The organism is Planosporangium mesophilum, from assembly GCF_016863255.1.
Lineage (GTDB): Bacteria > Actinomycetota > Actinomycetes > Mycobacteriales > Micromonosporaceae > Planosporangium > Planosporangium mesophilum.
This window is the reverse complement of the sequence record NZ_BOON01000008.1, coordinates 89,914-114,125: the sequence shown is the minus strand read 5'-3', so window position 1 is coordinate 114,125 and position 24,212 is coordinate 89,914. Positions and strand designations below refer to the sequence as shown.

The window sequence follows — 24,212 nt, the reverse complement described above, 5'->3', positions numbered from 1 at the left end:
AAATCCAGGTAGAGCTGACCGCGAAATTGATGGTGAAGGCGAAGACGATGCCGACCAGGTTCGCGAACAGGTAGTGCAGGCCGAGCCCGGCGAGGAGCTGGACGATGATCACGTTGACCAGCAGCGCGACCGTGGAGACCAGGCTGTAGCTGACGAACCGACGCGCCGTCGGGCGGCGATACCGGAAGGTCCACACCTCGTGGAGCAGGTAGTTGTGTCCGATCGCGGCCTCGACCGCGGCCACCGTGGCCGGTAGCAGGGCCACGCCCAGCAGCCCGTGCAGCACGATCAGCACAAGGTTGTTGACCAGGACACCCGCGGTACCGACGATCGAGAACCGGGTCAGCCGTGGAAAGACCCGGATCGTTCCCTGCCGACGGTGCCGCCCCGTCGGGCGGGTCGGAGTCGGGGCTTGGACCGGCGGCACCGCTCGCCAGCCGGGCGGGTGCCAGGGGTGGCCACTGACCGGTGACATGGCGGCCCCTTCACGGTGCGTAGTAGTGAGCACGGGCCTCGCGCACCGCGCGGTCGGCGTACCAACCATTGCGGCGCGACGCTGCCGCGTGCTTTCCGGGTACTGGTCGGAGTCTTCCGTTCCACCCTGCCGATCCGGCTCGGCGCACCGCCTCCCGCTGTGGAGGCGGTCGCGTCCCCTCCTTCGGCCTCCCCCACCCGGCCGAGTCCGGCTGGCTCCTCTGACGGTCCCGGTCCCGGCCGCGGCCGCGGCTGCCGACGGTGCCGCATCGGTTTCGGTACCACTGATGCCGGGTAGATCCGGTCCCGCCACGGCGCACCCGCATCGTCGTGACCCGCGATCTCGAGCGTCCGACCTAACCGACACCGTCAGGCATCGCCGAGGAGAGGTGGGTCAGGTGAACATCCGCATCGTGCTCGCCGACGATCACGCGATGGTGCGCCACGGCCTGCGCGCCTTCCTCAGCCTGAGCAAGGACCTGCACACCGTCGGCGAGGCCGTCGACGGCCGGCAGGCAGTCGACCTCGCCCACCGGCTGCACCCCGACCTGGTCCTGATGGACCTGCTCATGCCCGGGCTTGACGGGGTCAGCGCGACCGCCGCGATCCGCCGCGAGCTGCCCACGATCGAGGTCCTCGCCCTCACCGGATACCTCGAGGACCACCTCATCGCCGACGCGCTGCACGCCGGTGCGGTCGGGTACTTGCTCAAGGACACCGACGCCGAGGAGCTGCAGCGGGCGGTCCGGGCGGCGGCCGCCGGCCAGGTGCAGCTCTCGCCCGCGGTCGCCGCGCGGCTGGTACGCGACGTCAACGTGTCGGGCGGGCCGCCGCAGCTGACCCGGCGCGAGGAGCAGGTCCTCATGCTCCTGGCCCGGGGGCGGGCCAACGGCCAGATCGCGCGGGAGCTGCACATCGCGCCGCAGACCGTGAAGACCCACGTCAGCAACATCCTCGCCAAGCTGAACTCGCAGAGCCGGACCCAGGCCGCGCTGTACGCCATGCGGGTCGGGCTGGTGCCCGTGAACGAGACGACCCCCAGTTGACCGGAGGGCCCCACCTGTGGTCAGTTCGCGCCGGCATGCCCGCCCGGCCGACGGGTACGCACGGCTCGCCCGTGCGCTCGCGGAGCTCAACGCCGAGGTCGTCGCCGGGCACGACTCCCGGCGGGTACTGGAGCGGCTCTGCGCCCACGCCCGCGCCCTCGCCACCGCGTCGAACGCCACGGTCCTCACCGCCGACTCCGACGGGGTCCTGGTGACCCGGGCCGTGGCCGGACCGGTGGCGACCTGGCGGCGCGGGGTACGGGTGCCGCTCGGCGACACGCTCGCCGGTACCGCGCTGCGCGGCGGCACCCCGCTGGTGGCCGGACTGCGGCACCCGCGGTACCGCCACGAGCGGGCGCTCGCCGCCGCCGGCCTGCGCCGGGTGCTCTACCTCCCGATCCCCGGGTTCGGCTCGGTGACCGGGGTGCTCGGCCTGGGCTACCGGCACGGCGGCGGGGTCAGCGCCCGCGAGCTCCGCCTGTTGGCGCCGCTCGCCACGGTCGCCGGCCTGGTACCGCCGGAGGTCGCGCCGGACGGCCCCGGTGGGCCGGGTGGGCCGGGTGGGCTCGCGGCGCGGAACCGCCACGGCGACCAGTTGCAGGTACTGGTCGACCGGGTCGTCGCACTGACCGGGGCGGTCGACTGCGCGGTGTACCTCCCCGACGGACGGCGGGCGCTGGTCCCGGTCGCGGCCGCGCCGATGGTCGACGCGGCCGCGAGTTCGATCGCCGGCGCGGCGTCGAGCGCGACCTCCGTCGCGCCGAACGGCGCCGGGCCGCTCGATCCGGCCACCGTGTCGCGACTGCTGGCGCAGCGGCGCCCGGCCACCCTCTGGCGGATGGAGACCGGCTCCGTGCTCTGCGTACCGCTGCCGGCCCGGGCGGCCGTCCTGGGCGCACTGTGCGCCCGGTGGGCCGACGGTGGCCAGCCCGGCCCGGCCGAGCGGATGCTGATCAACCTCACCGCCGGCGAGGCCGCGCAACTGGTGGACGACGGCCGGCGCCGGACCGCGGACGAGGAGCAGGTCGCCGTCCGGGAGCGCGAGTGGCTGGCGCGCGAACTGCACGACTCGGTGGTACAGACGCTGTACGGCATCAGCCTCGGCGCCGGCGCCGCCGGCGGCCTGCTCCACAGCGACACCGCGCAGGCGCAGCAGTCGGTTGCCTGGATCCAGGAGACGGCGGTGGCGGGGCTGGCCGAGATGCAGGGACTCATCCAACGCCTACGCCCCGACGCGTTGGCGGACAACGGCTTGACCGCCGCGCTCGGCCGGCTGCTGGAGACGCTGCACACCCTGCACGGCTGCCGTACCAGCGCGGAGCTGGGCGCGGAGCCCGCCGTCGGCCCCGAGGTGCGCCGCGCGCTGTACCGCATCGCCCAGGAGGCGATCGCCAACGCGGCCAAGCACGCCAGGGCCGGTCAGGTCAGGCTGCGGCTGTACGCGCAGGAGCCGGACGTGGTGCTGGAGATCATCGACGACGGCCAGGGCTTCACCCCGGGCGGCGACTTCCGCGGGCGGCTCGGCATCCGGTCGATGCGCGAGCGGGCCGAGGCGGCCGGCGGGCGCCTGGACATCGTCAGCGCGCCCGGCCGCGGCACGATGGTCCACGCCGAGCTACCCGCGGGCGGCTGACCCGCTCAGCCGTCCAGCAGCGCCAGGTCTTTGTCGTCCAGACGCAGCCCGGCCGCCGCGACGTTCTCCTCCAGGTGCGCCACCCGGCTGGTACCCGGGATCGGCAGCATCACCGGTGAACGCTGCAGCAGCCAGGCGATGGCGGCCTGCGCCGGGCTGACCCCGTACCGGCCGGCGACCTCGGCGAGCCGGTCGTCGCCGCTCACCCCGGGGCCGGACACCAGCGGGAAGAACGGCAGGTACGGGATGCCCTCGGCCGCGCACCGGTCGAGGACCGGCTGGTCGTCGCGCATGGTCGGGCCGTACTGGTTGGACACGCTCGCCACCTCGGTCACGGCCAGGGCCTGCTCGAGCTGTTCGAGGGTCACATTGGACAGACCGATCCGCTGGATCTTGCCCGCGGCGCGCAGGTCCAGCATGGTGCCGAGGGCATCGGCGAAGGTGACCCCGTCGACGCTCTCCCCGCCCATCCAGCGCAGGTGCACCACCGGAACCGAGTCCAGCCCGAGCACCCGCAGGTCGCGCTCGCAGCCGGCGCGCAGCTCGGCGTCGCTGACCGCGGGGTACCAGGAGGCGTCCGGGCGCCGGGCGCCACCCAGCTTGGTGACCAGGACCAGATCGTCAGGGTACGGGCGCAGTGCCGCCGCGATCAGCTCGTTCGCCACGTCGTCGCCGTAGTACCAGGCCGTGTCGATGACCCGTATCCCCAGCTCCACGGCGCGGCGCAGGACCGCGAGCGCCTCGTCGCGGTCCCGGGGCGGCCCCCACACCCCCGGTCCGGGCAGCCGCATCGCGCCGTAGCCCAGGCGGGGGACGTTGCGGTCGGCGAGGCGGACGGTACCGGCGGCGAGAGCATCGGTCACCGTGACAGCCTAGTCTCCCCGTCACCGGTACTTGCTGGTGGAGCTGCGACGGTTGAAGCCGGCTGGCGAGTCCAGCAGCGCCTGCCGGATGAGTTCCCGCTCCTGGCCGCGTTGGGCGGTGACGTCGCGCATGGTGACGACGATGCCGCGTACCATCCGGTCGGCCCGCAGGTCCCGGCAGCTGACCTCGACCAGTACCCGGGTGCCGTCCGGGCGCCGCAGGCTCCAGCAGTCGCGGGCGCCCTCGTCGGCCCGGGACCGCCGGGCCCGCTCCAGGGTCCGCACCACCTGCTCGCGGTCCTCCGGCCGGATCAGGTCGCCGAAGGCGCCGAAGGCGGGCAGCTCGATGCCGAGGACCGTGGCCAGCGACGGGCTCGCGTACCGGATCCGCTCGTCGTCCAGGACGACCACGACGTCAGCGGTGTTCTGGACGACCGTACGCACGTACCGGTCGCTGTCGTGGCGGTTGGCCGCGTCGGTCAGCGCGATCCGTTCCAGCGCCAGCGCCGCCTGTGCCGCGAGTACCTCGACGGAGTCCCGCATGGCCCCGAGGACCTCGTCGTCGGCGGCCACGAACAGGGCGCCGCCACCGGCGGTGGGCAGGTCGACGGTGAGCGGGCAGACCAGGGTGGTCTCGAAACCCCCCAGCCGCCCCCGCAGGTCCGGGTGCAGGGTCCGGGTAGGTGCCAGCCGCGAGCGCCGGTCGGGGGCCGGCGCGGGTACCGGATAGCGATCGGACGGCCGCCGCCCCTCGCCGTCGCCGGCCGGCACGGCGCCGTCCCCCGGGTCGAACACGACGCGGTGCGGCGCACCCGACGGTGCGAGGCCGTCGATCGCGGCCCGGATCGCCGCGGCCACGCCGGCCTGGCCGGTGGCGACCATCAGCGGTCCGCACGCCTCGCGCAGGCCGCGCTCCCGGGCCAGGGACCGGCGGTGCTTGGTGATGGCGTCGGAGAGTCGGGTGAGGACGAGCGCGGCCATGATGATCGTGGCCACCGCGATGACCAGGCCGTTCCGCGGCGGGCCGGCCACCGACTCGACGAACAGCGCCCCGGCGGGGACCGTCAGCGACAGCCACATCACCGCTATCCACCAGTGGGGCAGGCGCGCGGGCCCGGCCTGCGCCGGCATCGTCAGCCGGACCATCGACGGCCGCAGCGCGGCCGCGCCCCAGCAGACGTAGAAGAGCAGGTACCCGAGCTCCCCCGGCCCTCCCGGCTGCCAGCCGCCGGACAGGTCGGCGATCCAGTAGGCGCTGTCGGCCGCCACCACGCCCCACACCCCGACGGCCAGCAGGGCGACCGCCGAGCTGCGCCGCGCCGCCACCATCAACCGCATCGACACGGTCAGCAGCAGCAGGTCGCCCACCATGTACGCCGCCAGCACCGACTTGTCCAGACCGTCGAGGCCGTTCGCGCGGATGCCCGGCCCCAGGACCACGATCCAGAGGACCAGCGCCGCCGCGCAGGTGAACGTCAGCAGGTCGAGCAGCCGGGTCCGGTCGCGCAGCACCACGCTGGTCCGCGTCAGCTGAATGAGCCCCGCCAGTACGAGGGGGAGCATCGACAGGTAGCAGACGTCGACCATGACCGGCGACGGGTCCCCCGGCCGCCGGACCGCGGCGCCGAAGATGGTGTCACCGGCCGCCATCGCCAGGATCGCCCCGGCCAGCAACCACCAGGGCGCCCGCGCCCGGGGTGCGTACCGACGCACGCCGACCACCACCGCACAGACGCTGGTCAGACCGACCGCGGCCCAGGTCACGGCGGCCCAGCCGGGTGCGGCGAACACGCTGACGCCGAGCACGGCCATCAGCGTGAGGTAACCGGCAGTGATCCGCGTGGACACCCGTTCCCTTTGTCGATCTTTCTCGCGGCTGGTCACAGTTCGCACTCGTTGTCCGGTTCTATCAAGGGAACAGACGGCTGTACATCATCCGGTCGGCCGATGAGGCCGCTATTGTCCCCACGCGAACGCGAACCGGCCGTGCGGGCAATTACAGGTGTGACACTGGTCCCGGACAGATCAACCCTCACCGACCCGATGGAGCCGCCGACGTACACGGACGCCGATCTGATCGGACGGTCGGGCGACTCGCCCGACCTGTTCGCGGCGCTGTTCGACCGGCACGCCCCGACGCTGCACCGCTATGTGACCCGACGGCTGGGTCCGCACGTCGCCGACGACCTCGTCGGGCAGACGTTCCTCGTCGCGTTCGAGCGGCGCGAGCGGTACGACCCCGCTCGCCCGGACGCCCGGGCCTGGCTCTACGGCATCGCCACCAATCTCATGCGCAGACATCTTCGCGACGAGGCCCGGCAACTGGACGCGCTCGCCCGCGCGGCCGCCGGCCCCGGGGCCGTGCCCTGCCCCGCCGAAGGGATCGCCAGCAGGGTCGACGCGGGCGCGGCGGCACGCCGGGTCGGCGCGCTACTCGCCGGGCTCCCGGCTCGGGAGCGCGACGTCCTGCTGCTGTACGCCTGGGCCGATCTCGATCTCGACGAGATCGGGCGGGCCCTCGACATCCCGGCGGGCACCGTGCGCTCGCGCCTGTACCGCGCCCGCAAGCGGCTGCGGCCCGCGCTCGCCGGCCCCGGTACGTACCAGACGGAGGAGACGATGCGGAATGGATGAGATCACACTGGTCAAGCGGTTGGGTGCGGACGTACCCGAGCCCGATGCGGCGGCGTTGCGCCGGATCCGGCACGAGGTACTGGCCGGGTTGCCGGAGCGCCCGGCGGCTCGCAGGCGTCGCTGGTCGATTGCTCTCCTGCGCGGCCGCCACCCCGCGATCCGGTTCGCGGTCGCGGCCGGCCTGGCCGGCGCGATCGCCCTGGCCACGGTAGCCGTCGACACGCTGGTCACCCGCGACGGCAGGCCGGTGATCGGACACGAGGCCGCGGCCACCGAGCTCAACCGGGCCGCCGAAGCCGCGATCTCCGCCAGCGACCCGCCCCTGGCCCCGGGGCAGTTCTACTACCTGCGGAGGGTGGAGGTGGCGAGCACCGGCATCGCCAGCCGCGCCCCCTGCGACCGACTGTTCTACCTGCACAAGAACGTTTCAGAGACGTGGGTGCCGAAGGACTGGGACGCCCAGTGGATGACCCGGCAGACCGCCGACGCGGAGCGGCGGTTCCTGCGGCCGGGTGACGAGGCGAAGGCCGAGGCCTGCCCGGACGCGCTGGCGGAGCCCAAGACCGAGGTACGCAAGGCCCCGGCCGGCCTGTTCTATCCGCGCGGCGTATCCCGGCCCGGCGACGAGCCGCGCGACAGCAGCGGGACCGTCGTCTACGACTGGAGCCCGGAGCAGATCGCCGAGCGGCTGGCCGGCGGCTTCTGGCAGGAGCCGACCCCGCCGTTCATGGCGGGCCTGCCCCGCGACCCCCGCAAGCTGCTGGAGCGCATCTACCGCGACTCGGCGGGTGCCGGGCGCGGGCGCGACGACGAGGCGTTCGTGTTCGTCCGCGACATCCTGCGTTCCGGCGTCGTCCCCGCCGATCTGCGGGCCGCGCTGTTCAGCGCCGCCGCGCTGATCCCGGGCGTACGCCTGGTCGGTGACTCGGTGAACCTCGAGGGGCGCCACGGCGTGGCGGTCGCCATGTCCGACCACGGCCAGGAGCGGGTCGAGCTGATCTTCGATCCGGCGAGCGGCGAAGTCATCGGCGAACGGAGGGTCATCCTCCGCAACGACTACATCCCCGGCGTCAAGGCGGGCACCACGGTCGGGTACACCGCCGTGAGCCGGCAGATCGTGGCCGCGATGGGTGCCATGCCCGGCCGGTGACACCGCAAGATCGTCACATCGCGCGGACCGCGATGTGACGATCTTGACGCGGCGATGTGCGACACCGCCGGCCGGGTGGCGCGACAACCGGGGTCGGGTACCGGCACAATGCACCCCGAACCCACCACGAAGGCGGATCAAGATCGTGACGACGTCTGTGTACCAGCGGATCGCCGACGAGCTCGGCGTACGCGAGCGGCAGGTCAAGGCCGCCGTCGACCTCCTCGACGGCGGGGCCACCGTGCCCTTCATCGCCCGCTACCGCAAGGAAGCCACCGAGATGCTCGACGACGCGCAGCTGCGCACGCTCGAGGAGCGGCTGCGCTACCTGCGCGAGATGGAGGAGCGGCGGGCCGCGATCCTCGAGTCGATCCGCAGCCAGGGCAAGCTCGACGGCGAGCTCGAAGCGCAGATCATGGCTGCCGACTCGAAAGCCCGGCTCGAGGACATCTACCTGCCGTACAAGCCGAAGCGTCGTACCAAGGCCCAGATCGCCCGCGAGGCGGGCCTGGAACCGCTCGCCGACCAGCTGCTCGCTGACCCGACGCTCGACCCGCAGGCGACCGCCGGCGGATACGTCGACGCTGACAAGGGTGTGGCCGACGCCTCGGCGGCGCTGGACGGGGCGCGGGCGATCCTGATCGAGCGCTTCGGCGAGGACGCGGACCTGATCGGCACGCTCCGCGAGGAGATGTGGACGCGGGGCCGGCTCGTCGCGAAGGTACGCGACGGCAGGCAGGACGCCGGCGCGAAGTTCGCCGACTACTTCGACTTCGCCGAGCCGTACACCAAGCTGCCGTCGCACCGGATCCTGGCGATGTTCCGGGGCGAGAAGGAGGAGGTCCTCGACCTCGTCCTGGAGCCGGAGCCGGTGGACCCCGACGCGCCGCCGACGACCAGTTCGTTCGAGGTGAAGATCGCTCAGCGGTTCGACATCGCCGACCGCGGCCGGCCGGCCGACCGCTGGCTGTTGGACACGGTGCGCTGGGCCTGGCGTACCCGGATCCTGGTGCACCTGGGCATCGACCTGCGGGGCCGGCTGTGGCAGGCGGCCGAGGACGAGGCGGTACGGGTGTTCGCCGCGAACCTGCGCGACCTGCTGCTCGCCGCGCCGGCCGGTACCCGGCCGACCATGGGCCTCGACCCCGGCCTGCGTACCGGCGTGAAGGTGGCCGTGGTCGACGCGACCGGCAAGGTGGTCGCGACCGAGACGATCTACCCGCACGAGCCCCGCCGCCGCTGGGACGAGTCGCTCGCGACCCTGGCCCGGCTCGCGGCGGCGCACAAGGTCGAGCTGATCGCGATCGGCAACGGTACCGCCTCCCGGGAGACCGACAAGCTCGCCGGTGACCTGCTCAAGCGCCACCCCGAGCTGAACCTCACCAAGATCGTGGTCTCGGAGGCCGGCGCCTCGGTGTACTCGGCCTCCGCGTACGCCTCGTCCGAGTTGCCGGACCTGGACGTGTCGCTGCGCGGCGCCGTGTCGATCGCCCGCCGGCTCCAGGACCCGCTCGCCGAGCTGGTGAAGATCGATCCCAAGTCGATCGGCGTCGGCCAGTACCAACACGACCTGGCCGAGGTGAAGCTGTCGCGCTCGCTCGACGCCGTGGTCGAGGACTGCGTGAACGGGGTCGGTGTCGACGTCAACACCGCGTCGGTACCGCTGCTGACCCGGGTGTCGGGCATCGGCGACAGCCTGGCGCGCAGCATCGTGGCGCACCGCGACGCCAACGGCCCGTTCCGGTCCCGCCGGTCGATCAAGGATGTGCCGCGGCTGGGCCCCAAGGCGTTCGAGCAGTGCGCCGGCTTCCTGCGCATCCCCGGCGGCGACGACCCGCTCGACTCCTCCAGCGTGCACCCCGAGTCGTACCCGGTGGTGCGCCGCATCCTGGAGTCGACCGGCGGCGACCTCAAGGGCCTGATCGGCAACACCCGTACGCTGCGGTCCCTCAAGCCGGAGCAGTTCGTCGACGACACGTTCGGCGTGCCGACCGTGACCGACATCCTGGCCGAGCTGGAGAAGCCGGGCCGCGACCCGCGCCCCGAGTTCAAGACGGCCACCTTCACCGACGGCGTCGAGACCCTGGCCGACCTCACGCCGGGCATGGTGCTCGAGGGCGTGGTCACCAACGTCGCCGCGTTCGGCGCGTTCGTCGACATCGGCGTACACCAGGACGGCCTGGTCCACGTCTCGGCGCTGTCGAAGACCTTCGTCAAGGACCCCCGTGACGTGGTCAAGCCGGGCGACATCGTGCGCGCGCGGGTGCTCGACGTCGACATCCCGCGCAAGCGCATCTCGCTCACACTGCGGCTGGACGACGAGGTGGACACCCGCCCCGACCGGCGAGGCCCGGCCGAGCCACGCCGCGACGGGCGGCGGGGCGGCCCCGGAGGCGGCCAGGGACAGGGGCGCCAGGGGCAGGGACAGGGACAGGGACGCCAGGGCCAGGGGCAGGGACGCCAGGGCCAGGGGCGCGGCGCGCCGTCCGACACCGCACTGGCCGACGCGCTCCGCCGGGCGGGCCTGCTCGACCGCTAGCGCCGTCGGTCCCGCGGTACCGCGCGATCCCGCGTCCGGATTCGCGCCCGGCGCCCAACTCGACCCCCCGGGTCCAAAATCGAACAATGTTGCACATATTGCTGCTTCGCTCGATGAGAGAGCAGCGATATGTGCGACGTTGCGCGGCTCTTGGGCCGCGCGGCGGGCACCGATGCGGCGGTCCCGATCGACCGGTCCCGATGCGACCGGCGCCGATGCGGCGCCGCTCGGCGTGGCGGTCCCCCTAGCGGCGGCGCAGGCTTACGGCTCGGGGACGGCGGCCGGCTCGGCGAGGGCCGCCGGGGCGGGCTGCGTGGGCCCCGCGCCCGATTCCCCGCCCTCCGATGAGGCCGGCGACCGGCCGGTGGCCAGCACCGAGCCGACGAGGATCAGCGCGAAGCCGGCCGCGATGCCGGCCGTGAAGGGCTCGCCGAGGAGGGCGACCCCGAGCGCGACCGCGACGGCCGGGTTGACGTACGTGATGACCGTCGTCCGGACCGGGCCGACCTCGTTGATCAGGGCGAAGAAGATCAGGAACGCGATCGCGGTACACAGCAGCGCCAGGACGAAAATCGCCACGACGACCATCGGGGCCGGCCACTGCGTCGGCAACTGCGCGATGCCGACCGGTGCGTAACCGATGGCGGTGAGCGTCAGCGACGCCGCGACCACCCCGAGTCCCGGCAGGTCGGACAGGCTGCGAGCCAGGATGAACGGCCCCAGCGCGTACCCGATGGCGACGGCCGCCATCTGGAGGAACGCGACCGCGTTTCCACCGTGGTAGTCCCCGCCGACGAGCGCCGCGACCCCGACCAGCCCGACCAGGAGGCCGAGGAGTCGGCGGCCGCCGAGCGGCTCGTGGTTTCCCGCGACCCGCGCGAGGACCGCGCCGACCAGCGGCACGGCGGCGACCAGCAGTCCGGCCAGCGAACTGGACAGGCGCTGCTCGGCGCTCGACAGCAGCAGCCAGGGCACCGCGAGCTCGGCGACCGTGTACGCCAGGAGCGGCTTCCACCGCGGCAGGAGCACGCGGAGCTGACCGCGCATCGCGGCCAGGGGAAGCAGCACGGCGGCGGCGATGACGGTACGGACGAAGACCAGCGACGCCGGCGTGAACGTACCGACGGCAACCTTGATGAGCAGGTACGGCACGCCCCAGATGAGGCACATCGCCGCGAACAGGATCCAACCGCGTCGTGACACTCGTCCTCCCCTGGTGGCCCGCGACAGGACCGATTCTGCCCACCACTCCTTTCAGCCGCGGGCCGACCCCCCGTCATGTCAGAGATCGCCAGCACCGCGATTTATCCAACACGATGAGAATTGGGCAGATGGCGATCGCCAGCGCCGTCGAGGAGCAGACGGCCACCACGCAGGAGATGAGCCGCAGCATCGAGGAGGTAGGTGCGGCGACCGGCAGCATCAACGGCCGGATCGCCGACGTGGCCGCCGTCGGTGCCACCTCACTCGAGGCCGCCAACCAGGCGCGGGACAGCAGTGCCGAGGTCGCCCGCGGCGCGGAGGAGCTCCGCGCCCTCGTCAAGCGGTTCCGGATCGACTAGGGCTCCGCTCGGGCAGGTGCCAGGACCTGCTCGACCCGCTCGATCAGTTCGTGCGGCATGAACGGCTTGGCCAGCATCGCGGTGGCGCACGACGCCTCGGAGTCCGGGGGCAGCCAGCCGCTGACCAGGATCACCGGGATGTCGGCCGTGGCGGGATCGTCGTGGATGCGCTTGCAGATCTCGGTCCCGTCGGCGCCCGGCATGACGCTGTCGAGGAGGACCAGATCGGGCCTGCACTCGTGCAGCCGTCGCCAGGCCGACTCGCCGTCGGGCTCGGCGATGACCGTGTGCCCGGCGCGCTGCAGGACGCGGGTGACGACCTCCCGGATGCGCTCGTTGTCGTCAGCCACCATCACAAGCGCCATTCGGGCACCTCTCTCGCCACCGCCGTCGCCGTACCTGACCCGTACAACGGGCGCAGGGACCGACGGATGCGGTCGGCCCGGTTAACGTGTCCCACATGACAACGTCACTACCCCGGCCGCTCCTGATGACCACGGGTACCGAGCGCGACGTGCTGGAGGCGTTCCTCGACTTCCATCGCGGGGTGGTCAGAAGCAAGGTCTCCGGGGTATCCGACGAGGACGCCCGCCGCCGGCTCGTACCCTCGGAGACCACCCTCGCCGGGTTGATCAAGCACCTGACCGTCGTGGAGCGCACCTGGTTCCCGGAGCTGCTGACCGGGCCCTCCTCCCCCGCTCCGGGTGCGGACGACGGCTTCCAGGTGGGCCCGGCGGAGACGATCGGGTCGCTGATCGCCGGGTACGACCGGGCGTGCGAGGTGTCCCGGGAGGTGGCCGCGGGCTTCGCCCTGGACGACGTGGTGACGCACCCGCACCCGCAGCTCGGTCAGGTGTCGCTGCGCTGGATCATGGTCCACGTCATCGAGGAGACAGCCCGGCACGCCGGTCACGCCGACATCCTCCGCGAGCAGACGGACGGCGCGACCGGCGTCACGGGCTGACTACGGGTATTCGTTCAGGTCCGCGGAGCTTCTGTATCGCGCGGACATCGCGATGTACGCGCAGAAGCGCAGCCGCCGCGCCACCGGCGGCCGGCTCACGTCGTCGGTACCGCGCGACTGAAACCGCTGCCGCCCCCCCCGGCCTGGTCGGCAGCGACCCGATCCGCTACGCCTCGGCCAGCTCCCGCGCCGGCTCACTACGCGCCCGGCCGAGCAGCCGGTCCACGGACCAGCGCCCCGGCCCGACGACGACGATCAGCAGGAACGACCAGCAGAACAGGGCAGCCAGTTCGCCACCGTTCTGAATCGGCCACAGCCCTCGCTCCTGATGCACGGTAAAGTACGCGAAGGCCATTGAACCGGAGGCCAACAGTGCGGCGGGGCGGGTGAGGAACCCGACCAATACCAGACCACCGGTCACGAGCTGGATCAGCGCTGCCCACCAGCCCGGCCAGGTCCCGGCCGCAACCGTATGCCCCGCGCCGAAAGCGCCGCCCAGCACGCCGAACAGCGACGCGAGGCCGTGGCACAGAAACAGCAGGCCGATGACCATCCGGTAAAGCGAGACGGTCTCCCCGTGAATCCGGTTGAACAGGTTCATTCCTCTGCCCTCCGTGCGGTTGTTGAAATTTACGACGGCCAGCAGACATGGATTGAAGTCTATGTGTACGACTTCACGAACGGCATATTCCCGTACAAAAGGTGAGTATTCGCGCAAAAGAACTTCCGTTAGGCTGACTGCCGGGAGGCGCCGTGATGAGCGAACAGGTCGACGTCGTCGTCATCGGGCTGGGCGTGGGCGGCGAGGAGGTCGCCGGGAAGCTGGCCGAGGCCGGGCTGTCGGTCGTCGGGATCGAGGACCGTCTGGTCGGCGGCGAGTGCCCGTACTGGGGATGCATCCCCAGCAAGATGATGATCCGGGCGGCCAACCTGCTGGCCGAGGCGCGCCGGGTCGACGGCCTTGCCGGCAGCGCCCGGGTGAGCCCGGACTGGGCCCCTGTCGCGCGTCGGATCCGGGACGAGGCCACCGACAACTGGAACGACCGGGCCGCGGTGGACCGGTTCACCGGCAAGGGCGGCCGGTTCGTGCGCGGCCGTGGGCGGTTGGTGGGGCCCGGCCGGGTGGCGGTGGAGGACACCGAGTTCGTGGCCGGCCGGGGCGTGGTCGTCGCGACCGGTACCGAGCCGGCGATCCCGCCGATCGAGGGCCTCGCCGGCACCCCGTACTGGACCAACCGGGACGCGATCGAGGCCGAGACGCTCCCCGGATCGCTGCTCGTGCTCGGCGGCGGCGCGATCGGCCTCGAACTGGCCCAGGTGTACGCCCGGTTCGGCGTCGACGTCACGATCGTCGAGGCCTCGGACCGGATCCTCGCGATGGAGGAGCCCGAGTCGTCCGCCCTGCTGGCCGAGGCGCTGGGCCGGGACAAGGTCAGCATTCTCACCGGCGCACGGGCGGCGTCGGTCGGTCACGATGGCGCGGCCTTCACCCTGACCCTCTCCGACGGCCGTCAGGTGACGGGCCAGAAGCTACTGGTGGCCACCGGCCGGCGGACCAACCTGACCGGGCTTGGCGTGGAGACCGCCGGGCTGGATCCGCACGCCAGGGCGATCGAGGTCGACGATCGGATGCGGGCCGGCGAGAAGCTGTGGGCGGTCGGCGACGTCACCGGCCACGGCGCGTTCACCCACGTCGCCATGTACCAGGCCGGCGTCGCCATCTCCGACATCCTGGGCCGGGGCGGTCCGCCGGTCGACTACCGGGCGCTGTCCCGGGTCACCTTCACCGACCCCGAGGTCGGCGCGGTCGGGCTGACCGAGCAGCAGGCCCGGGACCGCGGCGTCGACGTCCGGGTAGGTACCGCCCAGATCCCGGAGTCGTCGCGGGGCTGGATCCACAAGGCCGGCAACGACGGCTTCATCAAGCTCGTCGCGGACGCCGACCGGGGCGTGCTCGTCGGCGCCACCTCCGCCGGCCCGACCGGCGGCGAGGTGCTCTCCGGGCTCGCCGTCGCGGTGCACGGTGAGGTGCCGGTCGAGCGGCTACGCCACATGATCTACGCGTACCCGACGTTCCACCGCGCGATCGAGGCCGCCCTCGCGGACCTCGGCTAGCGGACCACGACCGTCGGTACGTTCCAGCCGGAGATCCGTACCGACGGCCGGGCGCCGTGGAGGTCGGCCGTGCGGTACGTGGCGGTCAGCGTCGTCGACTCCCCCGGCCAGAGGCTGACCGCGTTGTCACTCCAGCGCACCGGCAGCACCGGCGCGCCGCCGGTACCGAGGACGTGGGCGTCCAGGTAGAGCGCCGGGGTCTTTCCGGTACCGGTGTTGCGCAGCGTCACCGCCGTCGTGGTCGTGCCGTCCGGGTGCGCCACCGACGCGGTGACCGCCCGGACCGTGGCCGGCGCCATCGCGGCCAGGCCGGTCAGGTCGGCCATGCTCGACGTCGGCGCGTAGTACCAGTCGTTGCGGGCCCAGTCGACCACGTCGGCCTTGGTCGACAGCCAGTACACGTTGCGGCTGACCTCCGTACCGGACGCGTCGGTGGCGACGAGCTTCGCCAGGTAGGTCTGCGACAGCCCGCCCACCGCGGGTACCGTCAGCGCCACCGCCCGGCCGCCGTCGCCGGGCACCGACAGGCCGGTCACGGTCCGGCTGAACTTCTCCGTACCGTCCAGGTTGTACAGGCTGACCCGCACCGTGAGCCCGCCCGCGACGGCGTGCCGGGAGTTGACCACGACCACCGAGCGGTCGTCGTACGAGTACTGGGCGTGCAGCGGCTCGTTGGCCTTCTTCGCGCCGTGGTACGCGCCGTTCTGGTCGAGGTAGTAGTCGAACAGTTGCCAGTGCAGTGAGGTCCAGCCGCTGTTGAGCATCCAGTAGATGACGCCGGTGGACGGGTTGGACGCGTCGGTGAAGTTGCGGCCGTACGCCTCGTACTGCGCCCGCACGTTCTCGTACTGCGCCAGCTGCGCCTTGCGGACATAGTCCTCCAGGCTCGTCGGGGGGCCGTAGCGGCCGGCGAGCGCGGTGTCGAAGATCTTCAGGGTGGAGAAGGTGGACCACGACGGCGCGCTGTGGTACTGCTTGGCGGCCGGGTCCTTCCACAGCGTGTCCAGTTCGGACGGTGACATCATCCGCCGCAGGGTGTCCAGGGTCGGGATGTCCGGGCCGGCGCTGGTCTCGGAGGCGAAGCCGAACGCGCCGCCGCCGTCCGGGTGCTTGTCGTACCAGTAGTTCGGCGGCACCCAGTCGTACGGGCCGTTCATCTTCATCCCGGACTCGCCCGTGATCGGCGCCGAGTTCGCGGAAGCGGCCGGCACGATCGGCAGCGACCAGTCGGCGGCCCGCAGCGCGTCGACGTAGTTCTTCTCGATGGCCGCCGACGGCGCGAAGTCGGAGCCGATCAGGAACGAGATGACGCTCGGGTGGTCGCGCAGGCGGGCCGCCTCGGCGGCCATGGACGCCTTCGCCACCGGGAAGTCGGCGCCGGTCCACGGCTCACCGGACTCGTCGCCGTTGACGTCGCCCTCCCACTTGTCGCAGCACTCGAAGCCGGGCAGGGTCAGGATCCCGTACCTGTCAGCCAGGTCGAAGAACTCGTCGGGTTCGAGGTGACCCTCCAGCCGGACCGTGTTCAGGCCCAGGTCCAGTACGTACCGGAGCTTGTCGGAGACGTAGTCCGGGTTCCACCGCAGGAACAGGTCCGGCGACCAGCCGCCGCCCTTGACGAGCAGCGGCCGGCCGTTGATCTGGTACTCCCGGCCGCCGTCGGCGTTGAGAGGCGCCCGCACGTCGCGGATGCCGAAGCGCTCGCCGGCGGTGTCGGAGGTCCTGCCGTGCACCGACGCGGTCAACCTCAGGTCGTACAGCGGCTGGCCGCCCATGGCCGCCGGCCACCAGATTCGTGGACGGTCCAGGCCGACCGTGCCGAAGGTGAGCGTCCTGGTCTCGTGCGCGGCGAGGGCGACCTGCTGCGTCACCCGCCGGTCGGCGACGGTACCGGAGACGGTGGCGCGCACCGGTTGCGCCGAGTCGTTGCGGACGGTCGCCTTGACGGTCAGCTCGGCGTGGCGCAGCGACGGTACCGCGAGGGACGTGACCACGTGCGCGTCGCGCAGCGCGACCGGGCCGGCGCGCCGGACGACCACATCGCGCACGACACCCATGTTGCGGTCCGGCGGTGACTGCACCCAGTCGATCCAGCCCATCGTGAGGTCCCGGTTCGGGTCGTTCGGGTACACCTTCAGCGCCACGCTGTTGCGTCCACTGTGTACGTGGTCGGTCACGTCCAGGTCGTGGCGCGTGTACACGCCGACGACGCGGTCGGAGGTGGCGACCCGGACGCCGTTGACCCATACGTCCGCCCGCGACAGCACGCCGCTGACGTCGAGGTAGGTACGGGTGTCCGGGCCGCCGGCCAGCGTGAGGTCGGCGCGGTACCACCACGGCACGGCGAAGTCGGCCTCCGGGATGGAGCGCAGGTTCGTCGAGTAGAACGGGTCGGGGTACTTGTGGTTCTGCACCAGCCCGGCCAGGACCGTCGAGCGGGGGCTGACCGGGTACCAGCCGGCCGCGGGGTACCCGGGGCGGGACACCGCCGCCTCGTCGGCGACCTTGGCCGACGACTGGATCAGGAATCCGGCGATCGGGGTCGCGGAGCCGGGGCCACCGGCCACGGTGACGGCACGGGCCGGCGGTGCGGCGGCGCTGCCCGGCGAGGCGACTGCGCTGGTCGCGGCCGCCAACGTGATGGCCGCCAGGAACCGTACCGACTTCTGAAGACGTGCCGGCAACCGCATGCCGTGCCTCCGAGCCCTCGCCCACCCTGGTTGGGCAGACTTCTTAACAATTCATTGACGTCGATGCTAGGGGGCTCCGGGAGACGGGTCAACGCTTCGGACCAAGGTCACAGCAGCCGGAGCTGACGCGCTTTCAGGACCGCCTCACGGCGGTGCGCCGCGTGCAGCTTGCGATAGATGCTGCGCACATGCGTCTTCACCGTGTTCACCGACAACGACAGATCCGAGGCGATCTCCAGGTTCGACAGCGCGCCCTGCAGGTACCGCAGGACCGTCAGCTCGCGCTCGCTCAGCGGCTCGACCAAGGACGCCGGCGGCAGGCTTCCCTGGGCGGGCGGCGATGCGGTCGCCTTGAGCGCCTCGCTCACCGTCGACCAGTACGCCGTGCCGGCATCGAGGTGGTCGACCAGCAGCTCCCGGAGCTGCGGTCCGCCGTGGGTGAACAGGCGCCGGAACCCCTCCCGCTCGGCGAGCTGCAACACCCGCTCCATCCGGGCCGAGGCCCGGTGGTCCTCGCCGGCCAGCCGGGAGGTCACGGCCGCGAGCAACCCCGCCTCCAGCCGCAGCGACAGCGGTGGCCCGTCGCGCCGGTCCTCCGCCCAGGCAGGCAGGACCCGGGCGGCGGCGCCCGGGTCGTCGTCGCGCAGGTACGCCCGGGCCAGCGCCACGGCCACGAACGGTGGCGCCTGCCGGCGGTCCTCCAGCAGCGGGGTCAGCACCTCCCGCGCCGTGTCGGTGTCCCCATAGGACGTCCGCAGGTCGGCCTCGGTGGCGGTGAGCCAGTCCCGCAGGTATCGGGGCGGGTCCGCGCCGAGGTCGCGCCGGGCCGACACCAGCACCTCGTACCCGGCCGCCAGCTCGCCCCTGACCCGCAGGACGCCCGCCCGGGCGATCGCCGCCCCGGCCGTCAGGATCGGCTCGGCTACCGGGTCGGCCACGCCCGACGCCAGCTCCAGGTAGCGCTCGGCGTCGTCGAGCCGGTCCCACTCGTACCGCACGAACGCCAGCGCCAGGTACGCGCACGCGCTGCTGACCAGGCGGCACCGGCCGGGGCAGGGCGGCAGGGCCAGTGCGCCACGGGCCGACGAGTCGGCGCGGCGGAGCTCGCCGCGCAGCGCCCGTACCAGGGCGAGCTTGCTCGCGCACAGCAGCCGCGCGCAGGTCGGCCCGGCCCGCTCGGCCGCCGCCAACCCGGCGCCGAGCGCGTCCGCGGCGGCCGCCAGGTCACCGTCGTTGAGGTGGGCCGCGCCGCGGGCGGTGAACGCGATCGCCGCCGTGGCCGCGTCCTGGTGGGACACGTCCGCCGCCGGGTCGGACGTCGGCGTCAGCGCGATCAGCCGGGCGGCCAGCGACAGTACGCCCGCGGTGTCCCCGGCGAGCTGGGCCTTTGCCAGCTCGAACGCGGCGCTCATCAGGGTGAACCGGTCCGCGCGGTCCGCGGCGAGCCGGGACCGGTGGCTGTCGGCCAGCTGCAGGTACCCCTCGGCTGCGCCCAGGTCGCCGAGGTCGAGCCGGTCGGCCGCGTACGCGAGGGCCAGTTCCGGGTCGGTCCGGGCGTCGTCGCCGGGCGGCGGAGACGGCACCAGCGTCCGCTCCGCCCCGTTTGCCTGGCAGAGTACGAGCGCCGGCCAGTGCTCGGCCAGCAGCGTGGTGGCGTACCGCCAGTCCCGGGCCGCGAGGGCGTGCCGGAGCGCGTCGCCGGGCAGCTCGTGCCCGGCGTACCAGGAGGCGGCCGCGCGGTGCGCCGGCGGCACCTGCTCCGGCGAGCGCCGCCACAGCTCGGCGCGCAGCATTTCGGCGAAGAGCCGGTGGTACCGGTACCACGGGTACCGGCCCGGGATCGGCATCGTGAAGGCGTTGCGGCGCTCCAGCTCGGCCAGGGTCTGCGCGCCGTCGGACCGCCCGGTCAGCGCGTCCATCAGCCCACCGCACACCCGCTCCAGCACGGAGGTGCACAGCAGCGCGTACCGCACGTCGGGCGACAGGTCCGCGAGCACCTCCCCCGTCAGGTACTCGGCGATGTCGTGCTGGTCGCCGGAGAACAGGTCGACGAAGCGCGCCGGGTCCGGGTGCTCCCGCATCGCCAGCGCGGTCATCCGCAGCCCCGCCGGCCAGCCCTCGGTGTGGGCGTGCAGGGCCGCCAGATGCCCCTCGGGGAGTTCGACGCCGTGACGCGCCAGCAGTTCGGCGGTCTCGGGCAGGGTGAACGCCAGCTCCCGCGCGCGTACCTCGGCGAGCTCGCCCGACAGCCGCCAACGGTGCAGCGGCAGCGCCGGTTCGACCCTGGTCGCGATGACCAGGCGCAGCCGTCCCGCGCTGTGGCGCAGCAGGAACTCCAGCCCGTCCGGGATGGCGTCGTCGGTCGACCGGTGGAAGTCGTCGAGGATCACCACGACCGGCCCGGGCGTACGCGCGAGCGCGTTGGCGAGCTGGGCGAGGTAGACGTTGTGCGGGACGAACCCCGGCGCCGGCACGCTCTGCTGGTCCTCACCCTTGGTCACCCCGGAGGCGTTCAGGGCGAAGTGCAGGTATGACCAGAAACGGTCACCGACGTCCTCGGGCTCGACGGTCAGCCAGGTGACCGTCTGGACCGGCCCGCCGGACCGTACCCAGGCGTTGAGCAACGCCGTCTTGCCCCACCCGGCCGGCGCGATGAGCACCGTGAGTGGGCCGCGCACGCCCCTGTCCAGCGTCTCCACCAGGCGGCGACGGGTCACGAGCCCGTTCGGGAGTACCGGGACGGCCAGCTTGGATGTCAGCAGCGGCACGCCCGACGACGGGCCTGTCGGGGCCGCCGGCACCGCCACGTACTCCTGATCGTTCGCGTCAGCGAACACCCCGATCACCGCGCATCCTGCTCCCCGGCTGGCACGTCCGCTCGATAGCCGCGACCGGGCTGTGTAAACCTCGCGCGGCCACGAGGTTGCCCGACGGGGCCCAGTGGATCTTGCGGATTCGTCCGCGGTGGGTGAGGCATGCTCACCCACCGCGTTCAAAACATGGTCTTGATGGGGACTCGCGGAGCGCGAGTGACGTTGCCGGACAGCCGGCCCCGGCCGGACCGGTGGGTCCATGCGGAACCGAACAGTCGTGCGCAGACAAGATCTTGGCCCGCGAAAGGAAGTGCCTAGGTATGACCTCTCTTGCCCCACGCCGCGGTAGACAGCTCACGGAGCAACGAGGAGGAGGCCGAGGCGGACGAGCCGCCGGCGACCCGCTGGCCGACCTCCAGAACCGGATGGGCGATCTACTCCAGACCTTCTTTTCCGACCCCTTCCTCGCGGGCCCGATGGCGCCCGCGGTCATTCCGGTATGGGTGCCTCCGTTCGACATCGAGGAGACCCAGGACTCGTACATCATGGAGATGGACCTTCCGGGCGTACGGCCGGAGGACGTCAACATCGAACTGATCGACGGCGACACGCTGCGGATCACCGGCCGGTACACCGCCCGGCAGCGCACCGGCCACATGCGGCGCCAGGAGCGCCAGAGCAGCCAGGCCGGACAGGGCGGCGACGGCGGCGCCGACTTCGAGTACGACATCATCCTGCCCGGTGAGATCAACGCCGACCAGATCGACGCCTCGCTGGAGCACGGCGTGCTGACGATCCGCGCGGCCAAGGCGCAGCCCCAGGCACACCGCATCCCGGTCAAGGCCGGTGGCGCCACCGGTCAAGGCGGGGGCGCGGCCGGCCGGACCCCTCCGGTCGCGGGCTCGATGGCCGAAGCCACCACCGGTGGCGTCAGCAGCGCCGAAGCGCCCGGCACCCAGACCCGGGTCCAGCCAGGGGGCGGTTCTGGCAGGACCTCGAGATAGCACCGGGCCGGGGCGGCGGGACACGGCACGGCACGCCGCGCCGAGTGCCGCCCCGTTCCTCCTTCCGTCCGTGGTCGCTTCGGCTACGGACGGGCCGTTGAAAGGAAGCACAACTGATGGCCAGAGCCGTTGGTATCGACCTCGGCACGACCAACTCCGTCATCGCCGCCTACATCGACGGCCAACCCCAGGTTCTCCCGAACGCCGAGGGAAGCCGTACCACGCCCTCGGTGGTGGCGTTCACCGAGACCGGCGAGCGCCTCGTCGGCCAGATGGCCCGGCGGCAGGCGGTGCTGAACCCCAAGGGCACCATCTACTCCGCGAAGCGCTTCATCGGCCGCAAGTACGACGAGGTCACCGAGGAGGCGAAGGTCGTCTCGTTCGACGTCGTACCTGGCCCGGACGGCGCGGTCCGGTTCAACGTGCACGGCAAGCTGATCTCCCCGGAGGAGGTGTCCGCCGCGATCCTGCGCAAGCTGGCCGACGACGCCGGCAAGCAGCTCGGCGAGCGGGTCACCGAAGCGGTGGTCACGGTGCCGGCGTACTTCAACGACGCGCAGCGGCAGGCCACCAAGGACGCCGGCCGGATCGCGGGACTGAACGTACTGCGGATCATCAACGAGCCGACGGCGGCGGCGCTCGCGTACGGGCTGGACAAGAAGGGCCATGAGACGGTCCTGGTGTACGACTTCGGCGGCGGCACCTTCGACGTGAGCATCCTCGACGTCGGTGAGGGCGTGATCGAGGTACGGGCCACCGCGGGCGACAGCCATCTGGGCGGGGACGACTTCGACCGCCGCCTGGTCGACTTCATCGCCGACCAGTTCAAGCGGGAGCAGGGTATCGACCTGCGTCAGGACCCGCAGGCCCTGCAGCGGCTGCTGGAGGCCGCGGAGCGGGCGAAGGTGGAGCTGTCGTCGGTCACCCAGACCCAGGTCAACCTTCCGTTCATCACCGCCGACGCGTCCGGGCCGAAGCACCTGACCATGACCATCACCCGGGCCCAGTTCGAGGAGCTGACGCACGACCTCGTGGAGCGCACCCAGGGACCTGTGCAGCAGGCGATGCAGGACGCGCGGGTCAGCGCCGACGACATCGACGAGGTCATCCTGGTCGGCGGCACCACCCGGATCCCCGCGGTGCAGGCGCTGGTGAAGCGGCTGACCCGGGGCAAAGAGCCCAACATGTCGGTCAACCCCGACGAGGTGGTGGCGATCGGCGCGGCGATCCAGGCCGCCGTACTCAAGGGCGAGGTCAAGGACGTCGTCCTGCTCGACGTGACGCCGCTGTCGCTGGGCCTGGAGACCCTGGGCGGGCTGATGACCCGGCTCATCGAGCGCAACACGACGATCCCGACCCGGCGGGCCGAGACGTTCTCCACGGCCGAGGACAACCAGCCGGCGGTCGACGTCGTCGTCCTGCAGGGCGAGCGGGAGCGGGCCGCCGACAACCGGGTACTGGGCCGGATGCGGCTGGAGAACATCCGCCCGGCGCCACGGGGCGTACCGCAGGTCGAGGTGACGTTCGACGTCGACGCCAACGGCATCCTCAACGTGCACGCCCGCGACCGGGACACCAACGCCGAACAGAACATCACCATCACCGAGAGCGGCACCCTCGACGAGGGCGAGGTCCAGCGGATGGTGGACGAGGCCGAGCGCAACCGGGCCCAGGACCAGCAGGCCCGTCAGCAGATCGACGCCCGCAACGAGGTGGACAGCTACGCCTACCAGGTGGAGCGCGTGCTGAGCGAGGTCGGCGACCGGGCACCGAGCAACGAGGTGGCGCGCGCCCGGATGCTCGTCGACGAGGCCCGGCAGGCGGTCAAGGAGGACGTGCCGCTGGACCGACTGCGCCAGCTGAGCTCCGACCTTCAGCAGATTCTCCAGTCGCTGCGCAGCGCCGCCGCGGCCGCCGGTGCTGCCGCCGGTGCGGGCACACCGGGCGGACCGGGTGCCGGTCCGGCCGGCGCCGGCGAGCCCAGCGGAGCCACGGCCGGCGCCCGTGCCGGGGGCGGCGGTGGCGGTGGCGGTGGGGACGAGGTCATCGACGCCGACTTCACGACGGGTTGATCATGAACGAACCACAGACGAACCGAACGACAGGCCAGCGATCCGACCGGCCGACCGGCCGGTTGGAGGCGACGGCCACCACGACGACCGAACGGCCGCTCGACGAGACCGCGACCGGCGCCCCGCCTGAGCAGGCGGCCGGTACCCGGGAAGCCGGGCAGCCGGCGGACGAGGATCAGCAGCACGGGCGGATGACGGTCACCGATGAGACGGCCACCGCCGAACAGGCCATCGCCGAGATGCGCGACCGCTGGCAGCGGGCCCAGGCCGAGCTGGACAACACCCGGAAACGGTACGAACGCCAGCGCTCCGACGACTGGCGGGCCGAGCGGGCCCGGGTGGCAGCCGAGTGGCTGCCGGTGGTGGACAACCTCGAGCTCGCACTGGGCCACGCCGCGGCGGATCCGAGCGCCATCGCCCAGGGCGTCGAGGCGATCCGCCAGCAGGCCGTGGACGTCCTGCACCGCCTCGGCTTCAGCCGCCTCGACGAGGTGGGTATCCCGTTCGACCCGAGCCGCCACGAGGCGGTCCGGGTGGTGGAGGCCCCCGACGCCGTACCGGGGACCGTGGTCGAAGTGGTACGGCCGGGGTACGCGGCGCTCGACGTGCTGCTACGGCCCGCGGTAGTGGCGGTGGCCGGAAAGCAGGAGTGA

At 72.4% G+C, this 24,212-nt stretch carries 18 protein-coding genes and 1 pseudogene; 11 read left to right on the top strand and 8 right to left on the bottom strand.

Annotated elements, in window-relative coordinates; translation table 11 throughout:
- Positions 1-10 precede the first annotated feature (10 nt).
- Positions 11-475, bottom strand: a pseudogene (locus Pme01_RS31735) (GtrA family protein); the annotation flags it as partial.
- A 397-nt stretch (positions 476-872) separates the two neighbouring features.
- Here Pme01_RS31735 and Pme01_RS05920 point away from each other — a divergent pair.
- Together Pme01_RS05920 and Pme01_RS05915 are read left to right on the top strand one after the other, a co-directional pair.
- Positions 873-1,520, top strand: a complete 648-nt coding sequence (locus tag Pme01_RS05920; RefSeq protein ID WP_168114686.1) for a response regulator — start codon at positions 873-875, stop codon at positions 1,518-1,520.
- 16 nt (positions 1,521-1,536) lie between these two features.
- Positions 1,537-3,153, top strand: a complete 1,617-nt coding sequence (locus Pme01_RS05915; RefSeq protein WP_168114685.1) for a GAF domain-containing sensor histidine kinase — start codon at positions 1,537-1,539, stop codon at positions 3,151-3,153.
- Positions 3,154-3,158: 5 nt separating this feature from the next.
- On the opposite strand, the gene Pme01_RS05910 is transcribed toward Pme01_RS05915, so the two are convergent.
- Together Pme01_RS05910 and Pme01_RS05905 are read right to left on the bottom strand one after the other, a co-directional pair.
- Positions 3,159-4,016 carry an aldo/keto reductase gene (locus Pme01_RS05910; protein ID WP_168114684.1) on the bottom strand — a complete coding sequence of 286 codons (858 nt, stop codon included), beginning with the start codon at positions 4,014-4,016 and terminating at the stop codon, positions 3,159-3,161.
- A gap of 21 nt (positions 4,017-4,037) precedes the next feature.
- Positions 4,038-5,864, bottom strand: coding sequence for a PAS domain S-box protein (locus Pme01_RS05905; RefSeq protein ID WP_168114683.1), 1,827 nt, complete (start codon positions 5,862-5,864; stop codon positions 4,038-4,040).
- 156 nt (positions 5,865-6,020) lie between these two features.
- Between Pme01_RS05905 and Pme01_RS05900 the strand changes: the two genes are divergently transcribed.
- The 3 genes from Pme01_RS05900 (at position 6,021) to Pme01_RS05890 (ending at position 10,339) form a co-directional block, all read left to right on the top strand.
- The gene (locus Pme01_RS05900) at positions 6,021-6,650 is read left to right on the top strand and encodes an RNA polymerase sigma factor (RefSeq protein WP_239088044.1); all 630 of its coding nucleotides are present in this window, start codon (positions 6,021-6,023) and stop codon (positions 6,648-6,650) included.
- Positions 6,643-7,800 carry a CU044_5270 family protein gene (locus Pme01_RS05895; protein ID WP_168114682.1) on the top strand — a complete coding sequence of 386 codons (1,158 nt, stop codon included), beginning with the start codon at positions 6,643-6,645 and terminating at the stop codon, positions 7,798-7,800. Before Pme01_RS05900 ends, Pme01_RS05895 begins: the two co-directional genes overlap by 8 nt.
- Positions 7,801-7,945: 145 nt before the next feature.
- Positions 7,946-10,339 (top strand): Tex family protein, encoded by a 2,394-nt coding sequence (locus tag Pme01_RS05890; RefSeq protein ID WP_168114681.1) that lies wholly within the window; start codon positions 7,946-7,948, stop codon positions 10,337-10,339.
- Positions 10,340-10,600: 261 nt separating this feature from the next.
- On the opposite strand, the gene Pme01_RS05885 is transcribed toward Pme01_RS05890, so the two are convergent.
- A complete protein-coding gene (locus Pme01_RS05885) occupies positions 10,601-11,542 on the bottom strand; it encodes a DMT family transporter (protein ID WP_168114680.1) in 942 nt (313 codons plus the stop codon).
- A gap of 128 nt (positions 11,543-11,670) precedes the next feature.
- Between Pme01_RS05885 and Pme01_RS05880 the strand changes: the two genes are divergently transcribed.
- A complete protein-coding gene (locus Pme01_RS05880; protein ID WP_168114679.1) occupies positions 11,671-11,901 on the top strand; it encodes a hypothetical protein in 231 nt (76 codons plus the stop codon).
- On the opposite strand, the gene Pme01_RS05875 is transcribed toward Pme01_RS05880, so the two are convergent.
- On the bottom strand, positions 11,898-12,266 hold the full coding sequence (locus tag Pme01_RS05875; RefSeq protein ID WP_168114678.1) for a response regulator: 369 nt from the start codon (positions 12,264-12,266) through the stop codon (positions 11,898-11,900). The genes Pme01_RS05880 and Pme01_RS05875 overlap by 4 nt on opposite strands.
- 95 nt (positions 12,267-12,361) lie before the next feature.
- Here Pme01_RS05875 and Pme01_RS05870 point away from each other — a divergent pair, with 95 nt between their 5' ends.
- Entirely contained in the window at positions 12,362-12,865 is a 504-nt protein-coding gene (locus tag Pme01_RS05870) for a DinB family protein (RefSeq protein WP_203935451.1), read from the top strand.
- A 166-nt stretch (positions 12,866-13,031) separates the two neighbouring features.
- On the opposite strand, the gene Pme01_RS05865 is transcribed toward Pme01_RS05870, so the two are convergent.
- A complete protein-coding gene (locus Pme01_RS05865) occupies positions 13,032-13,466 on the bottom strand; it encodes a DoxX family protein (RefSeq protein WP_168114677.1) in 435 nt (144 codons plus the stop codon).
- A gap of 152 nt (positions 13,467-13,618) precedes the next feature.
- Between Pme01_RS05865 and Pme01_RS05860 the strand changes: the two genes are divergently transcribed.
- Positions 13,619-14,980 carry a dihydrolipoyl dehydrogenase family protein gene (locus Pme01_RS05860; RefSeq protein WP_203935450.1) on the top strand — a complete coding sequence of 454 codons (1,362 nt, stop codon included), beginning with the start codon at positions 13,619-13,621 and terminating at the stop codon, positions 14,978-14,980.
- On the opposite strand, the gene Pme01_RS05855 is transcribed toward Pme01_RS05860, so the two are convergent.
- Together Pme01_RS05855 and Pme01_RS05850 are read right to left on the bottom strand one after the other, a co-directional pair.
- A complete protein-coding gene (locus Pme01_RS05855; protein ID WP_168114675.1) occupies positions 14,977-17,670 on the bottom strand; it encodes a glycoside hydrolase family 2 protein in 2,694 nt (897 codons plus the stop codon). The genes Pme01_RS05860 and Pme01_RS05855 overlap by 4 nt on opposite strands.
- Positions 17,671-17,777: 107 nt before the next feature.
- On the bottom strand, positions 17,778-20,516 hold the full coding sequence (locus Pme01_RS05850; protein ID WP_168114674.1) for a winged helix-turn-helix domain-containing protein: 2,739 nt from the start codon (positions 20,514-20,516) through the stop codon (positions 17,778-17,780).
- Positions 20,517-20,908: 392 nt separating this feature from the next.
- Between Pme01_RS05850 and Pme01_RS05845 the strand changes: the two genes are divergently transcribed.
- The 3 genes from Pme01_RS05845 to Pme01_RS05835 all read left to right on the top strand — a co-directional run bounded on the left by Pme01_RS05845 (position 20,909) and on the right by Pme01_RS05835 (position 24,212).
- Positions 20,909-21,487, top strand: coding sequence for an Hsp20/alpha crystallin family protein (locus tag Pme01_RS05845; protein WP_203935449.1), 579 nt, complete (start codon positions 20,909-20,911; stop codon positions 21,485-21,487).
- 116 nt (positions 21,488-21,603) lie between these two features.
- Positions 21,604-23,559, top strand: coding sequence for a molecular chaperone DnaK (dnaK, locus tag Pme01_RS05840; protein WP_168114672.1), 1,956 nt, complete (start codon positions 21,604-21,606; stop codon positions 23,557-23,559).
- A gap of 2 nt (positions 23,560-23,561) precedes the next feature.
- Positions 23,562-24,212 carry a nucleotide exchange factor GrpE gene (locus tag Pme01_RS05835; protein WP_168114671.1) on the top strand — a complete coding sequence of 217 codons (651 nt, stop codon included), beginning with the start codon at positions 23,562-23,564 and terminating at the stop codon, positions 24,210-24,212.

Bases quoted from the DNA above. Each gene is read 5' to 3' on its own strand.
- Pme01_RS05880 (WP_168114679.1), top strand. From the start codon at position 11,671: ATGGCGATCGCCAGCGCCGTCGAGGAGCAGACGGCCACCACGCAGGAG.
- Pme01_RS05875 (WP_168114678.1), bottom strand. From the start codon at position 12,266: ATGGCGCTTGTGATGGTGGCTGACGACAACGAGCGCATCCGGGAGGTC.
- Pme01_RS05835 (WP_168114671.1), top strand. From the start codon at position 23,562: ATGAACGAACCACAGACGAACCGAACGACAGGCCAGCGATCCGACCGG.
- Pme01_RS05870 (WP_203935451.1), top strand. From the start codon at position 12,362: ATGACAACGTCACTACCCCGGCCGCTCCTGATGACCACGGGTACCGAG.
- Pme01_RS05865 (WP_168114677.1), bottom strand. From the start codon at position 13,466: ATGAACCTGTTCAACCGGATTCACGGGGAGACCGTCTCGCTTTACCGG.
- Pme01_RS05855 (WP_168114675.1), bottom strand. From the start codon at position 17,670: ATGCGGTTGCCGGCACGTCTTCAGAAGTCGGTACGGTTCCTGGCGGCC.
- Pme01_RS05895 (WP_168114682.1), top strand. From the start codon at position 6,643: ATGGATGAGATCACACTGGTCAAGCGGTTGGGTGCGGACGTACCCGAG.
- dnaK (WP_168114672.1), top strand. From the start codon at position 21,604: ATGGCCAGAGCCGTTGGTATCGACCTCGGCACGACCAACTCCGTCATC.
- Pme01_RS05845 (WP_203935449.1), top strand. From the start codon at position 20,909: ATGGGCGATCTACTCCAGACCTTCTTTTCCGACCCCTTCCTCGCGGGC.